The sequence below is a fragment of the Ornithinibacillus xuwenensis genome, assembly GCF_039614845.1.
In the GTDB taxonomy this organism is placed as follows: Bacteria; Bacillota; Bacilli; order Bacillales; family Amphibacillaceae; genus Ornithinibacillus; species Ornithinibacillus xuwenensis.
The window spans coordinates 51,180-68,905 of sequence record NZ_JBDIML010000004.1; the positions used below are offsets into that span (position 1 = coordinate 51,180).

The following is a 17,726-nucleotide window of genomic DNA, read 5'->3' on the forward strand; positions in this document are numbered from 1 at the left end:
CATGAACAGGAGCTATTCTAAGGTGAATAGCTCCAACTGATTAAAGTAGCGGTGAAGTTTATCCTATTGTTTTAGGGAACGAGTAATCTCTTCAAATTGCTTACGATTCCATTCAATTGCTTGATCTAATTCATGATGAAGGACATCTAGATTAGGCTCGCTATTCTTGGAATACACGGGCGTTTCTGCTTTTGCTCGATAATCAACGAGCATTTTAAGGATGATTTCATCAACATGTTCGATGTTAACAGAATCAGACTCAATTTGTTGTAATTCCTTATGAAGAAAATTTTGAAGAAGTACCCATAACTGTTCATTATTAACCAAAACGCTCACATCCTTCTAACCATTTGTGCTTACATTAATTGTATTTAACGCAGCAATTCCCTCTTTTTCAAAGGCGGTATATGCATATCCCTGAACGGAGCATGTATAAAAGCCTTTGTTTTTCCATTTAATCTGAAAATCTGAAAATGAAATCGTTTCTTGAGGTAGTAATTGTTTCTGATTAGAAAGCTGAAACCAGTGCTCATGTTCATTATCTTCATCCTGATTATGGAATTGTTCCCAGGCACTTGTTGATGTTGTCTTATCCTTCTTCCCTTTATTGGTCTGATATTTACCGGTAAATTTGTAATCGTCGGTTGCGTCAATTTTAATACATAGATATAAATCCTCAATTGGCTCTTCAGTAAGATTTTTAATTTGAAAGTCTCCCCAAATAATATTCTCTTCTCGTTCATCGTTCGTTGTACTAAGGGAATAAGTAAAATATCCAAGTATGGAAGGGATATTCAATTTTCTATTCTGGTTTTTTAGTAATTCTTTAATCTCATCTACATAGGCTTTCGTCTGGTTATTCAACAGCAAAATTTTTTCCTGTATAGCTTGATATTGATGCATTCAGGTTCACCTCCAATGCATGAAAGTAACTTTTCTATATTTATGCAGAAATCAAGGGATTTATTAAAATATATGGCAATTTATCTATACGCTAAGAACCAGAAAAGCATATATAACTATAAGCCTTGATAGGGAGAGTAAGCATATGAAGCAGCAGGAGAACAGTATTCAAATACCAGAGCATATCTGGATAAAAATAATAGAGCAATGTAAACAGGCGCTCCCGTTTGAAGCATGTGGTTTTCTTAGTGGGAGTGAGGACGGGAAAATTACATCTTATTGGAAGCTAATAAACGAAGCTACCTCTCACAATCAGTTTTTAGTTAGTCAAAGGAATGTAGGAGAAACACTAAAAAAAATAGAAGCTAAAGAAGAAGAGGTTAGGGTGCTTTATCACTCGCATCCAACTGCACCCCCGACTCCGTCTAAGCAGGATATACAATATCATCCGGACGAGGAAGTTATGATGTTAATTATTTCGTTTTGGAATGGAGGATTGTATTATCAATGCTATCGAATTATGAAGGATAACTATGTCGCAGTTCCCATCATAATTAGTTGAAGAATTTGGAAAGATGATAAAGTAGTCTCTATCCAAATTGAAAAGCCTTTCGTAGAAAGGCTTTTCATCATTGTATTCCGAAACTATTCATCCCCAGGATTTGAATCATCTAAGGAAGCGGTCGCACCTGATTCGTCATTTACTTTTTCAAAGCCTTTATCAAGTTGCCCAGCATTCTCAATGTCCCCAGACATCTTATAGCCGGCAATTTCACCATTACTGGTTGTTCCATAAAGCCCTGCTCCACCAAGCTCTACTTTTATCTTGTCGGGAGTGTTATCTTTGTTTTTATGCATTACACACACCTCCTGTTAGTATTCTAGCCTGAGTATAGGTAAATATGCAGGGGAAATATTGCGCTCAAATTTCCTCAACAAAAAAGACGCTCTACTGAAAGTAACCAATAAAACAGGTTATTTCCATTAAAGCGTCTTTATGTCTATCGTAATACTATCTTCGATTACTCTTCGGATCAAATGCATCGCGTAATCCATCACCAATAAAATTAATTGCCAATACAGTAAGAAGAATACCTAATCCTGGTGGAATCCAAGCCTCAGGATGGTCTCTTAGGATCCGGATGTTTTGAGCTTCAGATATCATATTTCCCCAGGTTGGAGTTGGCTGAGGAATACCCATTCCAATAAAGCTTAATCCAGACTCAACAATAATCATGGTTGCCATCATTAGCGTGGCATTTACAATAATCGGCCCGATGGCATTGGGTATAAAATGCTTAAAGATAACCCGGAAATCACTAGCACCAATTGCTTTTGCTCCCAGTACAAATTCTTGCTCCCGCAAGGATAGAAATGTACCTCTAACAATCCTGGTTAAGGTTGGCCAAGTGGTCAGGGCAATAACCGTTACAAATAGCGTTATCGTTACCGATTCCAATAATGCGATAATGGTTAAGGCTAATACGATAAAAGGGATGGCAAGCACGAGGTCAGCTAGTCGCATAATCATACTATCGATTTTTCCGCCATAGTAGCCTGCGATTGCTCCAGTAATAACCCCAATGACAAGCGTAAATAACATCGCACTAAACCCAACAATCAAGGAAATTCTAGCACCATATAATAATCGAGCGAAATTATCGCGACCCGATCCATCTGTTCCAAGAATATGCTCCTCTGTTGGGGGCTTTTCAATCTTTAGAAGGTCCCCGTAGGTTGGGTCTTGGCTTGTTATAAATGGTGCAAAGATAGCGGATAGTGTAATGATAAGTAGAACAACAATTCCGGCAATCGCTAATTTGTTTTTGAGAAAACGTCTTAAGGATAGCTGAAACGGACTTTGATACTTTTTCTTTTTTGGGTTAGATTGCATTTAGATTCACCTCAATCATAGCGTATCCTCGGGTCTACAATACTGTAGAATATATCAGCAAGTAGATTTCCGATTAAGATGGTAATCCCTAACAATAGGGTAATAGCCATGATAACCGGATAATCCCGATTCGTTATCGAATTGATAAACAATGTTCCTAGCCCTGGATAGCTAAAAACCTGTTCTGTGATAATTGCCCCACTTAATAAGGCACCAAATTCAAAGCCCATCAAGGTAATGATTGGAATGATGGCATTCCGTAATGTGTGCTTGTACAAGACATTCCGCTCAGACATCCCTTTTGCTTTAGCAGTTCGGATATAGTCACTTCCAAGTACATCTAGTACTTCCGATCGCATATAACGCATATAGGAGGCAGTACCTGCAAGCCCTAATGTTATACCCGGTAAAACCATATGATGAATACGATCAAAAAACTCTTTTATCCCGGTAACTTCAGTACCTGTTATGGTTCCTTGAGATGGAAACCAACCAAGCTTAATGGCGAAAAAATAGATCGCAATTAATCCGAAGAAGAAGTTCGGAACCGCTAGACCAAAAAAGCCAAAGGTTGTCGCACTGTAATCTAAGAGAGAATAAGGATTCCTTGCTGAATAAATTCCTATTGGAATTGCCACAATGAGTGTGATAGAAAGTGCAAATAATCCTAGATACAGTGTATTGGGAAGTCTTTCAACTATTAAGCTGGCAACTGACCGCCCTTTATAATACATGGATTCGCCAAAGTCACCTTGTGCAATTCTTTTTGCCCAGTTCATGTATTGTATTGGTAATGGATCATTTAATCCGAGCGCTTCTCGTTGCTGCTCAAAGACTTCTGGATCAATATCTGGGTCTAATATTCTTCCGGTGAATGGATCACCAGGAGCAGATTTGGCTAGCCCGAATACAATCATAGACAGTAAAAGTAACATGGGTATAAAAATTAATATTCTTCTAATAATATATTTGTACAAATAAACCCCCCCTATGAAGGAGGAGAGTATGCAGCTTCGCATACTCTCTTACTGTTTTTATTCTGTATCTCATGCGTCAAAACGCTTGCTCCTAACAATGAATACCAAATAACAATTATTCTGCATCCGTAACCCACCATAAATGCGGGTTGTTATACATGGTGAATGGTAGCGGTTCTACACCTTCAAGTCTGTCATTATAGGCCCAAAGGCTGTTTTGCGCATAAAGGATTAAGGCTGGTAAATCTTCAGAGAACAATTTCTGCCAGTCTTTATACACTTCTTTACGGTAATCTTGCTCAAATGCTTCAGGTGCTTGTAGTGCTTGCTGCATTAACTCATCAGATTGTGGGTTATTCCAGCGAGAAAAGTTGTAGGCTGCTTTCGTTCCCCAAAGTCCAGTTGGATCTGGATCCGCACTACCTAAGCTCCATCCTAATAAATAGAGGTCCCAATCACTATTATCATTTGTTAAATCCTCTACATAAGCAGACATTTCCTTCGGTTGACGTAGATTTACATTAATGCCTACTTCCTCTAACATTTGTTCAATAAGTGGTGCTGATTTTTCACGTAATTCGTTTCCTGTTGGGTAATCCATGTTTATGACCCACTCATTGCCTTCTGGATCTTCACGAAACCCGTCATCATTGGTATCGACATAGCCTAACTCATCTAGAATAGAACCTGCCATATCTGGATCATAGCCATAGTTCATTGTTTCGCTTTCATCATAAGCCCAGAACTGCTTGGCAATTGGAGAGTTTAAGATTGCGCCACGTCCATATAGCAATCCTTCAATTAATCCCTCGCGATTTATCGCATAGGCAATTGCTTGACGAATCTTAGGGTCAGCAATTTTTTCATTTGGTACCCAGTTCTCTGGGTTTAATGCACCACTTTCAACATCTTCTGCTGTACGGTGGTTTTGCTTGAATCCAAGAATTTGATAGCCGAAGTCAGGCTGTTCAATGATTTCGATATTACCTAATGCCTGCACCGTTTCATAATCTGCTGGTGGAATGCCATTAGGATCTGCTATGAAGTCAACTTCACCAGACTCTAATAAACCAGTCATGACTGATTGTGCAACAACACGCCATACAATCTTCTCTAAATATGGTGTGCCTTGCCAGTAGCCATCATGACGTTCCAGAACATACTGCTCACGTTCAACCATTTCTGTGAATTTAAATGGTCCTGTACCAATCACTTTTCCAGGGTCACGAGATTCTGATGCCTCAGGCATTTCAGCAACTGGAATAGCACTAAAGACATGCTCAGGTATAATGGTAAAGCTAGCATAGTAAAGCGGATTAATATTAGGTTCAGCGAATTTAAAGGTGACAGTATAGTCATCAACAGCAACAACGCCTTGGAATTCATCTGTTTCACCGTTAACATATTCCTCATATCCTAGTAAAGGCTCTACATAGGCAGTACGAATACCACCTGCAGCGACATAATCAGGATCGGCAATTGATTTGTAAGTAAACACCACATCATCGGCGGTAAATTCCTCGCCATCATGCCATGTCACGCCTTCTTCTAGGTAAAGTGTTAGTTCTGTTTGATCGTCATTTGTTTCCCATTCTTTTGCTAAGCCGGGTATAAATTCAAGGCTTTCATTTTGGCTAACAAGACTTTCATGTGTAAAGGATAAGATGTTTGCCTCATAGGCTTCCTCATAAAAAATCGGGTTAAACATTCCAGCAGGCGCTGAGTACATGGCTCCGGTTAAGGTACCACCAGATTTAGGCTCCATTTCTTTCTCTTCTTCGCCCTCTGTACCTCCACCTTCGTTCTCTTCTTGTTTATTTGGATCATCCTGTGTTTCCTCTGGATCATCACCACAGGCTACTAGGACAATTCCAAGCATTAACAGAAGCGCAATTAACAAGAAACTAATTTTGCTTTTAAACAATTTATTTCCCCCTTTTTGTTAACAAAATTGAGCTGCAGGCTTAACGTTAATTAAAGCATTCACCTCCTAACAAAGCTTAAGTATATAAGTGACAAGCAACATAATGCTCATCGCCTTCAGCCTTTAATTCTGGTCGCTCAATAGCACAGCGTTCATGCGCTTTTGGACATCTTGTACGGAAAGGGCAGCCAGAAGGTGGGTTTACCGGGCTGGGTAAGTCACCAGTAATGCGAATTCTTTCTCTTTCTTGATTCGATCCATCCATATCAATTACTGGTATAGATGCAAGTAGTCCCTGTGTATAAGGATGCAAGGCATTATTATAAAGCTCATCCTTTGATGCGATTTCTACAATTCGTCCAAGGTACATCACGGCAATTCGATCACTAATATGCTTTACCACACTTAAATCATGAGCAATAAACAGATAGGTTAAGGATAGATCGTCTTGAAGATCCTTCATTAAATTTAATACTTGAGCTTGAATAGAGACATCCAAAGCCGAAACAGGTTCATCACAAATCACTAGCTTTGGGTTAATAATTAATGCTCGTGCAATACTAATTCGTTGGCGTTGACCCCCTGAGAATTCATGTGGATATTTAAGTCGATCCTCCGCCCGTAAGCCAACTTTTTCCATGATTTCAACTGCTTTCTCTTTACGTTCAGCCTTTGATAGGGATGTCTGCACGAGTAATGGTTCCTCAATTAATTCGGCTACACTCATTTTCGAGTTGAGTGAGCCAAACGGGTCCTGAAACACCATTTGCATATCACGTCTGTATGGCCTTACTTTTCTAGGTTTTAAACGTGAAATTTCACTGCCATCAAAGTAAACCTCTCCATCTGTGGGGTCTAGCAAACGTAAGATAACCCTACCTAATGTAGATTTACCTGATCCAGATTCGCCAACAATTCCTAATGTTTCCCCTTTGTATACGGAAAAGGAAACATCGTCTACAGCTTTTAAATGCCCAACTGTACGCTTGAAAATCCCTCCTTTAATGGGAAAGTATTTTTTTATATGATGAACGTCTAGGAGTGCGTCTTGTTTCGAATTATGGTGAGGTGTATGATGTGTCATTTTGTACATCCTCCTTTTCATAAAGATAGCAGCGTACGAAATGATTATGATCGATTTCAATTAGATCTGGATTGGATTGCTTACATTTTTCCATTGCAAAAGGACATCTAGCATAAAATCGACATCCCGTAGGAAGATCATATGCTGGAGGAACTGTACCCTTTATGGTTCCTAGACGGTCAACATCTTCTGTTAGGTTTGGCAAGCTCTCTAGTAGTCCTCTAGTATAAGGGTGCTTTGTGGTGCGAAGTAATTCTTTTGTTGATGCTTCTTCTACGATTTGTCCACCATACATGACCATAACGCGATCGGCATATTCGGATACGATTCCTAGGTCGTGAGTAATCAGGAGCAATGCCATATTAAATTTCTCTTTCATTTCCACCATTAAATCTAGAATTTGTGCTTGAATGGTTACATCCAATGCGGTGGTTGGTTCATCTGCTATTAATAGCTTTGGATTACAAGAGATTGCAATGGCAATCATCACACGTTGACGCATACCACCTGATAGCTGATGTGGATATTCGTGGATAACCTCCTCGGCTCTTGAAATCCCTACTGTTCTTAGTAGATTTATAGCTTCAATTTGGGCTTGTTTTTTCTCCATGCTGCGATGCTTTCGAAGCATTTCTGTTATTTGATTTCCAACTGTAAATACTGGATTTAAAGCGGTCATTGGTTCCTGAAAAACCATTGCGATTTCATTACCTCTTAATTTGGTCATTTGCTTTGTTGGTATCCTTGTTATTTCTTTATCATCTAATGTAATAGTGCCTTCCACAATTCGACCTGGTTTCTCGATTAATTGCATGATCGATAAGGCGGTGATACTCTTACCACTACCGGATTCACCAACAAGTGCTACTGTTTCTCCTGGTGAGACAGAAAATGATACGCCATCAACTGCCTTAGCTACCTTTTTCTGGTCTAAATAAAAGTAAGTTTTTAATTGATCAACAGATAAAACAGGATTCGTCTTCATGAAAGACACTCCATTCGTAAATTTATAGATATGGATGTGCTACATCCTATATGTATCGAATGTCAGGTGGAGGATAATGTTTGAATAATACGTGGGCTTTATTCTTTGCAGTAGTAAGTAGTAGGTAAAAGGAACTGTAATTACGAAATGTTTGACTTTATTCGTAACATACTATGACAAGTCGTTTTATATTATTCGTATTAATAGAAAAAGAGTTTTGTAAATAAGCTTAATAGATAATGCTTCGGTAAATGCAAGCAGATTTCAAATTTGGCTTTCTAGTGATAAACTGAAGAAAATAGGAAAGAACTTGAGGTGTGAAAATGGATCTACGTACATATGTGACATTAGACGCAACTGAAATGGCCGACTTAATTCGTAAAAAGGAAGTGACACCAAAGGAGTTGGTGTCGTTAAGCTTTCAGCAATTAGAAAATGTTAATCCATCGTTGAATGCAGTCGTTCATCATAAAAAGGAAAAGGCATTGCAAGAAGCGGAGAGCATTCGCACTGATCAATCCGCTTTTGCGGGAGTACCATTTTTATTAAAAAATATCTCACAAAGCTTAAAAGGAGAGCCTTTAACGTCTGGATCAAGACTACTCAGGTCCAATTTTGCAAAGCGTAACTCCAATTATGTTCATAAATTACAGGAAGCGGGCTTCATTTTCTTAGGACATACCAATACGCCTGAATTTGGGTTGAAAAACATTTCCGAGCCTATTCTATACGGACCTTCTAGAAACCCTTGGAATCTTGAACACTCTCCAGGTGGGTCAAGTGGTGGAGCTGCTGCTGCAATTGCTGCTGGGATAGTTCCGATGGCAGGTGCTAGTGATGGAGGGGGATCCATTCGTATTCCGGCTTCTTTTAGTGGGTTGTTCGGATTAAAACCTACACGTGGTCGAACCCCTGTTGGTCCAGGGGTCGGTCGACAATGGCAAGGTGCATCGATTGATTTTGCATTGTCGAGGAGCGTAAGAGATAGTGCAGCTTTATTGGATATGGTACAAGTTGTTCAGCCAGAAGCGGCATTTCAAACAGCGCTATTTCCAGGAAGCTTTCAAGAGGAAATGAAGAAGCCATTTGAGAGACCGTTACGAATCGCTTTTACAACAAAATCTCCTGTTGGTACACCAGTTTCTGAGGATGCGATAAAAGCAGTAGAACAGGTTGTCTCATGGTTAGAAGAACAAGGGCATCATGTGGAAGAAAAGGATAATGGCGTGGACGGGATTCAGTTAATGCGTAATTACTATTTGATGAATAGTGGGGAAATTTCTTCCTTAGTAAATGAATTAGAAGCAGCCTTAGGGCGGTCGCTAACGGCTGAGGATATGGAAATTGAAACTTGGCTATTAAATGTTGCAGGTAAGTCTGTTACAGCAGCGGAATTCTCTGCAAGCTTAGCTTCATGGGATACGGCTGCAGCACAAATGGCAGCATTACACCGTGATTATGATTTTTATTTGACACCAGCTACAGCCTATACGGCACCAAAAGTAGGAGAATTGACTCACACTGAATCAAATCAATCAGAGCTTCGCGACAGGGTGCAACAGCTAGGTAAAGGTGGTCAGCAGGAGTTAATTTATGACATGTTCTTACCAAGCTTAACCTATACGCCATTTACCCAATTAGCTAATCTAACTGGCCAACCAGCAATCTCCTTACCTGTCTTTTTATCCGAGGACGGCCTACCACTTGGAGTACAGGTTATGGCATCGAAAGGAGAAGAGCATCGGCTATTCCAGTTAGCTTATCAAATAGAACAAACTTCATTATGGATTGACTTAAAGAAGAATTCCTTCTTCCAAGAACTGGTTGATATGAAGGGCTAGAAGCTACTTTGTGTAGTGCTAAAAATAAAGTCTATAAAGAATAAATGAGTGAAAACAATGCACTAACTATTTCAAATTAGTGCATTGTTTTTTCTGTAAATATAGGGTTTATAAATGCTTTTTTCTGAAAATAATATATATTAAGTATCCTTTTACTAAATAGGTGATTTTTAGTATAGTTAAAGGTGTACAGTAATTTAAGCGGAGGAGCGTTAATAGGATGCAGGAGACAATCGTATATAATGAAAAAATCGAAAAAGTAATTGAAAATATTAACAAAGTAATGATCGGTAAAGAGGATGTAGCAATATTAAGTTTAGTAGCTTTACTTGCTGAGGGACATGTACTATTGGAGGATGTTCCTGGCGTTGGAAAGACCATGCTTGTCCGTACACTTGCAAAATCATTGGACTGTGATTTTAGAAGAATTCAGTTTACCCCAGATTTATTACCTTCTGATGTAACCGGCATTTCCATCTATAATCCAAAAGAACTGGAATTTGAGTTCCGCGGCGGACCAATACTTGGAAATATTGTACTAGCTGATGAGATTAATCGTACTTCTCCCAAAACACAATCTGCCCTTTTAGAAGGAATGGAAGAAAAAAGCGTTACTGTTGATGGTAAAACCATTCAGCTTCAAAAACCATTTTTTGTAATGGCTACTCAGAATCCAATCGAATATGAAGGAACCTATCCACTCCCAGAAGCACAGCTAGACCGATTTATTCTAAAGCTAAATATGGGTTACCCGTCCTTAGAAGAAGAGTTGGAAATGCTAGAGAGAACATCAAAAGACCACCCCATCGAATCAATTTCATCTGTTATGACTAAAGAAGAGCTTGTTCTATTACAAGGAGAAGTTCGTCATGTTTATATTGAAAAAAATGTTCAGCAATACATTATTAATTTAGTTCGCGAAACAAGAACGCATGATTCAATATTCCTAGGTGTAAGTCCTCGTGGTTCTATTGCATTGATGAAAGCTGCAAAAGCCTATGCGTTTATAAAAGGTCGTGACTTTGTTCTTCCAGATGATGTGAAATACTTGGCTCCATATGTATTAACACACCGTATTATTCTGACCTCTGAAGCGAGATATGACGGAAAAACAGCAAGAGAAGTTGTAGAAGAAATTGTAAAGCGAACGTTTATACCGATTCGAAAGGACTTTAATTAATGAATAACGCATTTCGTTTTGTGCGTAATTTTGTCTTTATCTTCATCCTGTTTTTAGTGCTTTTCGCATATGCGATGTTTCAAGGTGGATTTACGAGCTGGTTTCTATTCTATAGTTTTCTACCAATTTTTCTTTATTTGGTTGGTCTAACCTTTTATCCAATATCAAGATGGAATGTGGAAAGGAAAATGACCAAGCATGTTGTCGCAACTGGAGACCACATAATGGTTTCCATTCGGATAAAGCGAAAGATACCCTTTCCAATTCATTATTGTATCGTAGAAGAAATACTCCCTGATACCTTAAATCGAATCGATTTGAGACATGCTAAGTATCAATATATGGAACAACCGAACAAGTTATATAAGCATCGGAATGTAAAGAAGATTATTTTCCCTTGGTTCAAACGAAATATTGACATTACCTATGAATTAGACCGATTGCCTCGTGGCAACTATACACTTCCTGCGATCCGAGTGAAGACAGGAGATGTGTTTGGTCTTATTAAGAAACAGCAGGTATATCCTATAAAAAGTGAACTCATGGTGTATCCAGTAGAAAGAGCTGTTCATATTGTGGGAAAAATGAATAGCTATGAACAGGGATCTATTTCATCGTATGCAATGAATCTAAAGAACACAAACGTTGCTACAGGAATTCGTGAGTACATGCCAGGTGATAAATTTTCTTGGATTGATTGGAAACAAACTGCCAAGAAAAATGACGTGATGACGAAGGAGTTTGAACAAGAAAAAAGTACCGATACACTTATTATTCTAGATAGCTGTTTTTATGATCGTATGAATCTACTAGCCTATGAAGCTACTGTTGAGATGAGTATATCTTTAATGGAAACGATACGAAAGCAGGCAACACAGGTTGGATTATTATCGATAGGAGAAGAAACCGTTTTATTTCCGGCAAAGCATGATCCAACCAAGATGGAATGGGTTCGGAAGCATTTGACAAGCATACAACCAAGTGCTAAGTATTCCTTTGCACTGAAGCTTAAGGAAGAAATACTCAAGATTACGAATAGCTTTTACGTTGTCTTAATTACGACGCATGTAGATGAGCGACTAAAAGAAGCTCTACAGCACGTAAGGCTGCGAGAAAAGAAACTAATGATTATGTATGTTCAAGCTGAAAATCGTATTTCTGTGCAAGAGCATCGTATTATCCAGCAGCTTCGTCACGAAGGAATTGGTGTTAGTATGGTAACAGAGAAAGACTTAGTACAGGATCCTATTGAGGTGAATACGTTGTGAATCGATTAAACCAATCCAATATGCCAATAATCTATACCTCAATCCTTTATATAGCTGGCCTTTTGCTGTTTATGGAATGGCTCTATCCGGTTAAAGAATTAACCGATACGGCGTATGTTGGGGTCTTTATGATCTATACGATATTCTGCTTCTTCATTTCGATGTTACAAGTAAGATGGTGGCTGTCATTTCTATTAAAAGGATTTGGTCTCCTCTTTGTCCTTAATGGTGTTTTTTCTGAACATAGCTTTCTAAGTATGCTATGGTACAAAGAATTGCTTTCCGATTTGTTTTTGAATGTGGATGCAATGCTTGCTAGGCACTGGTTTGATTTAACCAATATGTTCCGTACCTTATTATTCTTAATCATCATTTGGTTAATGAGTTATTTAATACATTACTGGTTTGTTCAAGTGAAGCGCATCATGATTTTTAGTGTGTTGACCTTTATCTATGTGACGTTACTGGATACATTCACAGTTTATCATGCAGATTGGGCAATTTTACGGACGTTTGTTATTGCTTTTATTGCATTAGGCCTTGCAAATGTCCTAAAAGAAATGCAGCGAGAAGGGATTCAAACCTACAGTTTGCGTAAAAAACCGCTTTGGATTTTACCATTAATAACGATTGTATTATTTTCAACGATGGTTGGATATGCAGCACCTAAGTTTGAACCACAGTGGCCGGATCCGGTACCGTTCTTGAAAAGCGCGACTAATGGCTTTGGTGGAAAAGGTGGAATTGGAATCCAAAAGGTTGGGTATGGTGAGAATGATTCAAGATTAGGTGGTTCCTTTGTTCAGGATTATAACCCTGTCTTTCAAGCCTATGTCAAGAATGTATCGTATTTCCGGATTGAGTCGAAGGATGTTTATACAGGAAAAGGCTGGGTTAATTCTGATGGTGTAAGCTATGTGGAACAAGCAGATGGAGCAATCTCTCTCGAAACCTTTTCACCTTCCATTGAAGTTACAGAATCTGATGCATCTATTGTTTTCTCTGGCGATACAGATATTCCAAAGGTGCTCTATCCATATGGTATTCGTCAAGTTGATTTATTAAATCAAGAAGCACAGTTGCTTTTAAATGAAGAATCTGGAGAGATTCGGACAGAATTAGATAATAAGGAAATTAGTTTACCAGGTTATAAGATCTATTATGATTATCCATCTTATCCGATAGGAATCATGCGAGAAGCGAAAGCAGTTGAGGACTCAGAACTTCTTGAGCGGTATACACAGCTACCTAATTCTTTACCGGATCGTGTGTATCAGTTAGCTACAGAAATTACAGCTAATCATGATAGTCAATATGATAAGGTTCGGGCAGTAGAACGTTATTTTAGTTCCAACGGATTTGCCTATCAAACGACTGATGTAGCGGTCCCAGGTCAAAATGAGGACTATGTCGATCAATTTTTATTCGAGACAAAGGTTGGATACTGTGATAATTTCTCTACATCCATGGTCGTCTTACTAAGAGCGATGGATATTCCTGCACGCTGGGTAAAAGGCTTTACTAGTGGCGAAAAGCTGGAGGACAATATCGATAATAGTGACTATGACCTTTATGAGGTTACAAATGCCAATGCGCACTCATGGGTAGAGGTTTATTTTCCGGAGGTGGGCTGGGTACCATTTGAGCCAACACAAGGATTCAATGTTCCAAATGATTTTGCGATTGATACGTCTAGTAACGAAGATGATGTTTTGGAAGCACCTGATGCTAATCCACAGCAGCCAGAGCAACCAGAGCGAGAGCCTGAGGAAGCTGTTGAGACAATAGCGACCAACGATGACAGTAAGGAAAGTCATTTTGAAATTACATGGGTTCATGGTGCAATAGCTACGGCTGTTCTATTACTCATAGCTGCTATTCTATACTGGAAAAGATATCAACTCCAGACGTACTTTATTGAAAGAAAGATGATAAAACGAGGAGATGCTGCTTCGTATCAAGATGCCTATCATTATATTCTGAAGCTACTAAAGCACAAAGGATTTACGAAAAATCCCGATCAAACGCTTCGAGAGTATGCGAGGCGAATTGATAATTGGTATGGCACCGACGAAATGGGAAGATTAACTACAAATTATGAACGATTAATTTATCAGCAGCCTGTAGTAGGTAGTGGCCAAGATGAACTGTCGAATTTGTGGAAAAATTTAATTAACCGTATATTGGGTTGACCAAGTTGTCTTACGCTAGTAAAATAGGTTTAACTTTTATACATGAATAACCAATCGCCATTCATATATCCTCGATAATATGGATCGAAAGTCTCTACCGGGGCACCGTAAATGCTCTGACTATGAAGGCGGAATATCTGGATTTAACCTAAATCTGGATTTCTGCCTTTTTCTATTTGTATAATGCTTATTTGCATTGTATAGATTAAGGAGAAATCTAGATTTTTTTGTTGTATGAACGAACAACAGTTGCAGTATATGGGTAACCTATGAACCAAACATTCTAATAAAGTTAGGGGCGTTAAGATGGATAATGAAATGATTCTAGTATTAGATTTCGGCAGTCAGTACAATCAATTGATTACAAGAAGAATACGTGAGTTTGGTGTTTATAGTGAACTACACTCTCATAAGCTATCTGTGGAAAAGATAAAGGAAATGAATCCTACAGGTATCATTCTATCTGGTGGACCACATAGTGTTTATGACGAAAATAGCTTCCGTCCAGATGAACGATTATTTGAGCTTGGAATTCCAGTGTTAGGAATCTGCTATGGTATGCAATTAATGGCGCTACATTTTGGTGGTCGTGTTGAAAAAGCAAAGAATCGAGAATATGGCAAGGCAGTAATTAATCTAGAAAAGGATTCCGCGTTGTTTTCGGATACACCAGACCAACAAACGGTTTGGATGAGTCATGGTGATAAAGTGGTACAAGCACCAGAGACCTTTGCAGTAGATGCTACAAGCCTTTCTACACCAATTGCTGCTTTTAGTAACAAGGATAACAACATGTATGGGGTGCAGTTCCACCCAGAGGTTCGCCATTCTGAATACGGTAATCAATTGCTACGTAACTTTGTATATGATGTCTGTCATGCGAAAGGTGACTGGACAATCGAAAACTTTATCGATATGGAAGTAGCGACTATTCGCGAGAAGGTTGGCGACCGCAAAGTACTGTGTGCGCTTAGTGGTGGCGTAGATTCTTCTGTTGTTGCAGCACTAATCCATAAGGCAATTGGCGACCAATTAACCTGTATTTTTGTTGATCACGGTTTATTGCGTAAAAATGAAGCCGATGATGTCATGAAGGTTTTTGCGGATGATTTTAATATGAACATTATTAAGGTCGATGCAGCAGAACGCTTTTTAGCAAAACTAAAAGGTGTTGATGATCCAGAGAAGAAACGTAAAATTATTGGTAATGAATTTATTTATGTATTTGATGATGAAGCGGCAAAGCTTAAAGATATTGATTTTCTAGCACAAGGAACGCTTTATACGGATATTATTGAAAGCGGGACAGAGACGGCACAAACTATTAAATCCCACCATAATGTTGGTGGACTACCAGAGGATATGCAGTTTGAGCTGATTGAGCCTTTGAATACGTTATTCAAGGACGAGGTACGGGAGCTTGGAACCCAGCTTGGCCTTCCAGAACGTATCGTATGGCGCCAGCCTTTTCCTGGACCAGGCTTAGCAATCCGCGTTTTAGGTGAAGTGACAGATGAAAAGCTAGAAATTGTTCGTGAGTCAGATGCCATCTTACGAGAAGAAATCGCCAAAGCAGGGCTTGAACGCGATATCTGGCAATACTTTACGGTGCTCCCGAATATCCGAAGTGTAGGAGTCATGGGTGATGCACGTACCTATGATTATACAATTGGTATCCGCGCTGTTACGTCTATTGATGGAATGACTTCTGATTGGGCGCGTATTCCTTTTGATGTTCTAGAAAGGGTTTCAACAAGAATTGTAAATGATGTCGAACATATTAATCGTGTTGTTTATGACATCACAAGTAAGCCACCAGCGACAATTGAGTGGGAATAAAAACGAACATTAGTAAAAAAATATTTTAAATCGTTCGGAAATGATTGACATTCATCTAGTAAAATAGTAATATATCATCAGAAACACAGAAAACAATACAACATTGCGTATAATTTAGGGGATATGGCCCAGAGTCTCTACCAGACTACCGTAAATGGTCTGACTACGCAGATTAGTAATATTTAGATGATAGTTTACGATGAATCGGATCGCTATTTTCTGATTACTTTTCTTGCACGGTTATGGTAGCATGCTTAGTCCCTAATAAGGCTTTGCATGCTTTTTTGTTTGAACTTATTTTTTATTCTTAGGAGGAAAAGTAATGAAGAAATATTTTCAGTTTGAAGAATTAGGTACAAATTATCGTACGGAATTCATAGCTGGTTTAACAACGTTCTTAGCAATGGCTTATATATTATTTGTTAACCCAGATATGCTAAGTGCAACTGGTATGGACAAGGACGCAGTATTTGCTGCAACTGCCATTGCGGCAGCTGTAGGTTCGCTATTAATGGGGCTTATTGCGAAATATCCGGTAGCACTAGCGCCTGGAATGGGTCTGAATGCATTCTTCGCATTTACAGTTGTAATTGGTGGCGGAATTCCATGGGAAACTGCTTTAGCAGGTGTTTTAGCTTCTGGACTTATTTTTATCGTCTTAACATTAACAGGTCTTCGTGAAAAAATCATAAATTCTATTCCAGCAAACTTAAAGCTAGCAGTAGGAGCGGGTATTGGTTTATTTATTGCATTTATCGGACTTCAGAATGCAGGGTTGGTAGTTGATAATCCCGACACTTTATTAGGATTAGGAGACTTGACTTCTTCAACAGTATTATTAGCTGTTTTTGGGCTAGTGGTATCTGTTATCTTTTTAACGCTTGGCATTAAAGCTGGTATTTTCTATGGAATGATTCTAACGGCAATTGTTGGTATGATCTTTGGTCAGGTTCCAGTTCCATCTGGAATTGAAGGAATTGTGAGTGGTGTTCCAAGTGTTGCCCCAACTTTTGGGCAAGCTTTTGCACACTTTGGTGATATTTTTACAATGGAAATGTTAGTTGTTATTCTTACCTTCTTGTTTGTGGATTTCTTTGATACAGCAGGAACATTAGTTGCCGTTGCAACACAAGCAAAATTAATGAAGGATAACAAATTACCACGCGCAGGGAAAGCATTATTTGCTGATTCATCTGCTACAGTGGTTGGGGCTGTTGTTGGTACATCGACAACGACATCTTATGTAGAGTCTACAGCAGGTGTTGGTGTAGGTGGACGCTCTGGTTTTACTGCTGTAGTAACAGCTGGATTTTTCGTGCTTGCATTATTCTTCTCGCCTTTATTAGCAGTTGTCACATCACAGGTGACGGCGCCAGCATTAATTATTGTTGGTGTTATGATGGCAACGGCTCTTAAGGACATCGAATGGGAGCGATTTGAGATTGCAGTTCCAGCATTTTTAACAGTTCTTGCAATGCCATTAACCTATAGTATTGCAACTGGAATTGGCATTGGCTTTGTATTCTATCCAATTACGATGGCAGTTAAAGGTCGTGCAAAAGAAGTACATCCAGTGATGTATGGATTGTTTATAATCTTTATTTTGTACTTTGCTTTTCTATAAGTTAAATGGAAAGAG

The 17,726-nt window shown here is 38.9% G+C and carries 15 protein-coding genes and 2 riboswitches; of the genes, 7 read left to right on the forward strand and 8 right to left on the reverse strand.

The genetic code is table 11. The features are described 5' to 3' along the window. Positions 1-63 precede the first annotated feature (63 nt). Positions 64-327, reverse strand: coding sequence for a hypothetical protein (locus ABC228_RS13010; protein ID WP_345825577.1), 264 nt, complete (start codon positions 325-327; stop codon positions 64-66). A 15-nt stretch (positions 328-342) separates the two neighbouring features. Beyond that, a complete protein-coding gene (locus tag ABC228_RS13015; protein WP_345825578.1) occupies positions 343-903 on the reverse strand; it encodes a hypothetical protein in 561 nt (186 codons plus the stop codon). 145 nt (positions 904-1,048) lie between these two features. Here ABC228_RS13015 and ABC228_RS13020 point away from each other — a divergent pair, with 145 nt between their 5' ends. Further along, positions 1,049-1,465: a M67 family metallopeptidase gene (locus ABC228_RS13020; protein ID WP_345825579.1), complete on the forward strand. Its 417-nt coding sequence runs from the start codon at positions 1,049-1,051 to the stop codon at positions 1,463-1,465. An 83-nt stretch (positions 1,466-1,548) separates the two neighbouring features. On the opposite strand, the gene ABC228_RS13025 is transcribed toward ABC228_RS13020, so the two are convergent. The 6 genes from ABC228_RS13025 to ABC228_RS13050 all read right to left on the reverse strand — a co-directional run bounded on the left by ABC228_RS13025 (position 1,549) and on the right by ABC228_RS13050 (position 7,767). Continuing rightward, positions 1,549-1,761 (reverse strand): hypothetical protein, encoded by a 213-nt coding sequence (locus ABC228_RS13025; RefSeq protein ID WP_345825580.1) that lies wholly within the window; start codon positions 1,759-1,761, stop codon positions 1,549-1,551. A gap of 154 nt (positions 1,762-1,915) precedes the next feature. Further along, complete coding sequence (opp4C, locus tag ABC228_RS13030; protein WP_345825581.1) at positions 1,916-2,797, reverse strand: oligopeptide ABC transporter permease; 882 nt, start codon at positions 2,795-2,797, stop codon at positions 1,916-1,918. An 11-nt stretch (positions 2,798-2,808) separates the two neighbouring features. Beyond that, complete coding sequence (locus ABC228_RS13035) at positions 2,809-3,774, reverse strand: ABC transporter permease (protein ID WP_345825582.1); 966 nt, start codon at positions 3,772-3,774, stop codon at positions 2,809-2,811. Between the two features lie 115 nt (positions 3,775-3,889). Further along, positions 3,890-5,698, reverse strand: coding sequence for a peptide-binding protein (locus tag ABC228_RS13040; RefSeq protein ID WP_427902231.1), 1,809 nt, complete (start codon positions 5,696-5,698; stop codon positions 3,890-3,892). A 76-nt stretch (positions 5,699-5,774) separates the two neighbouring features. Then, positions 5,775-6,782 carry an ABC transporter ATP-binding protein gene (locus tag ABC228_RS13045; protein WP_345825583.1) on the reverse strand — a complete coding sequence of 336 codons (1,008 nt, stop codon included), beginning with the start codon at positions 6,780-6,782 and terminating at the stop codon, positions 5,775-5,777. Further along, complete coding sequence (locus ABC228_RS13050) at positions 6,757-7,767, reverse strand: ABC transporter ATP-binding protein (RefSeq protein WP_345825584.1); 1,011 nt, start codon at positions 7,765-7,767, stop codon at positions 6,757-6,759. Before ABC228_RS13050 ends, ABC228_RS13045 begins: the two co-directional genes overlap by 26 nt. Positions 7,768-8,090: 323 nt before the next feature. Between ABC228_RS13050 and ABC228_RS13055 the strand changes: the two genes are divergently transcribed. The 6 genes from ABC228_RS13055 (at position 8,091) to ABC228_RS13080 (ending at position 17,711) form a co-directional block, all read left to right on the forward strand. Continuing rightward, positions 8,091-9,608, forward strand: a complete 1,518-nt coding sequence (locus ABC228_RS13055) for an amidase (protein ID WP_345825585.1) — start codon at positions 8,091-8,093, stop codon at positions 9,606-9,608. A 220-nt stretch (positions 9,609-9,828) separates the two neighbouring features. Beyond that, positions 9,829-10,788 carry an AAA family ATPase gene (locus tag ABC228_RS13060; protein WP_345825586.1) on the forward strand — a complete coding sequence of 320 codons (960 nt, stop codon included), beginning with the start codon at positions 9,829-9,831 and terminating at the stop codon, positions 10,786-10,788. After that, positions 10,788-12,056, forward strand: a complete 1,269-nt coding sequence (locus tag ABC228_RS13065) for a DUF58 domain-containing protein (RefSeq protein ID WP_345825587.1) — start codon at positions 10,788-10,790, stop codon at positions 12,054-12,056. Before ABC228_RS13060 ends, ABC228_RS13065 begins: the two co-directional genes overlap by 1 nt. Beyond that, positions 12,053-14,248, forward strand: a complete 2,196-nt coding sequence (locus ABC228_RS13070) for a DUF4129 domain-containing transglutaminase family protein (RefSeq protein ID WP_345825588.1) — start codon at positions 12,053-12,055, stop codon at positions 14,246-14,248. Before ABC228_RS13065 ends, ABC228_RS13070 begins: the two co-directional genes overlap by 4 nt. 41 nt (positions 14,249-14,289) lie before the next feature. Further along, positions 14,290-14,391: riboswitch (purine riboswitch) on the forward strand. A gap of 163 nt (positions 14,392-14,554) precedes the next feature. Continuing rightward, complete coding sequence (gene guaA / locus ABC228_RS13075; RefSeq protein ID WP_345825589.1) at positions 14,555-16,087, forward strand: glutamine-hydrolyzing GMP synthase; 1,533 nt, start codon at positions 14,555-14,557, stop codon at positions 16,085-16,087. 85 nt (positions 16,088-16,172) lie between these two features. Beyond that, positions 16,173-16,273: riboswitch (purine riboswitch) on the forward strand. A 136-nt stretch (positions 16,274-16,409) separates the two neighbouring features. Beyond that, positions 16,410-17,711, forward strand: coding sequence for an NCS2 family permease (locus tag ABC228_RS13080; protein ID WP_345825590.1), 1,302 nt, complete (start codon positions 16,410-16,412; stop codon positions 17,709-17,711). The last annotated feature ends 15 nt before the right edge of the window (positions 17,712-17,726 follow it).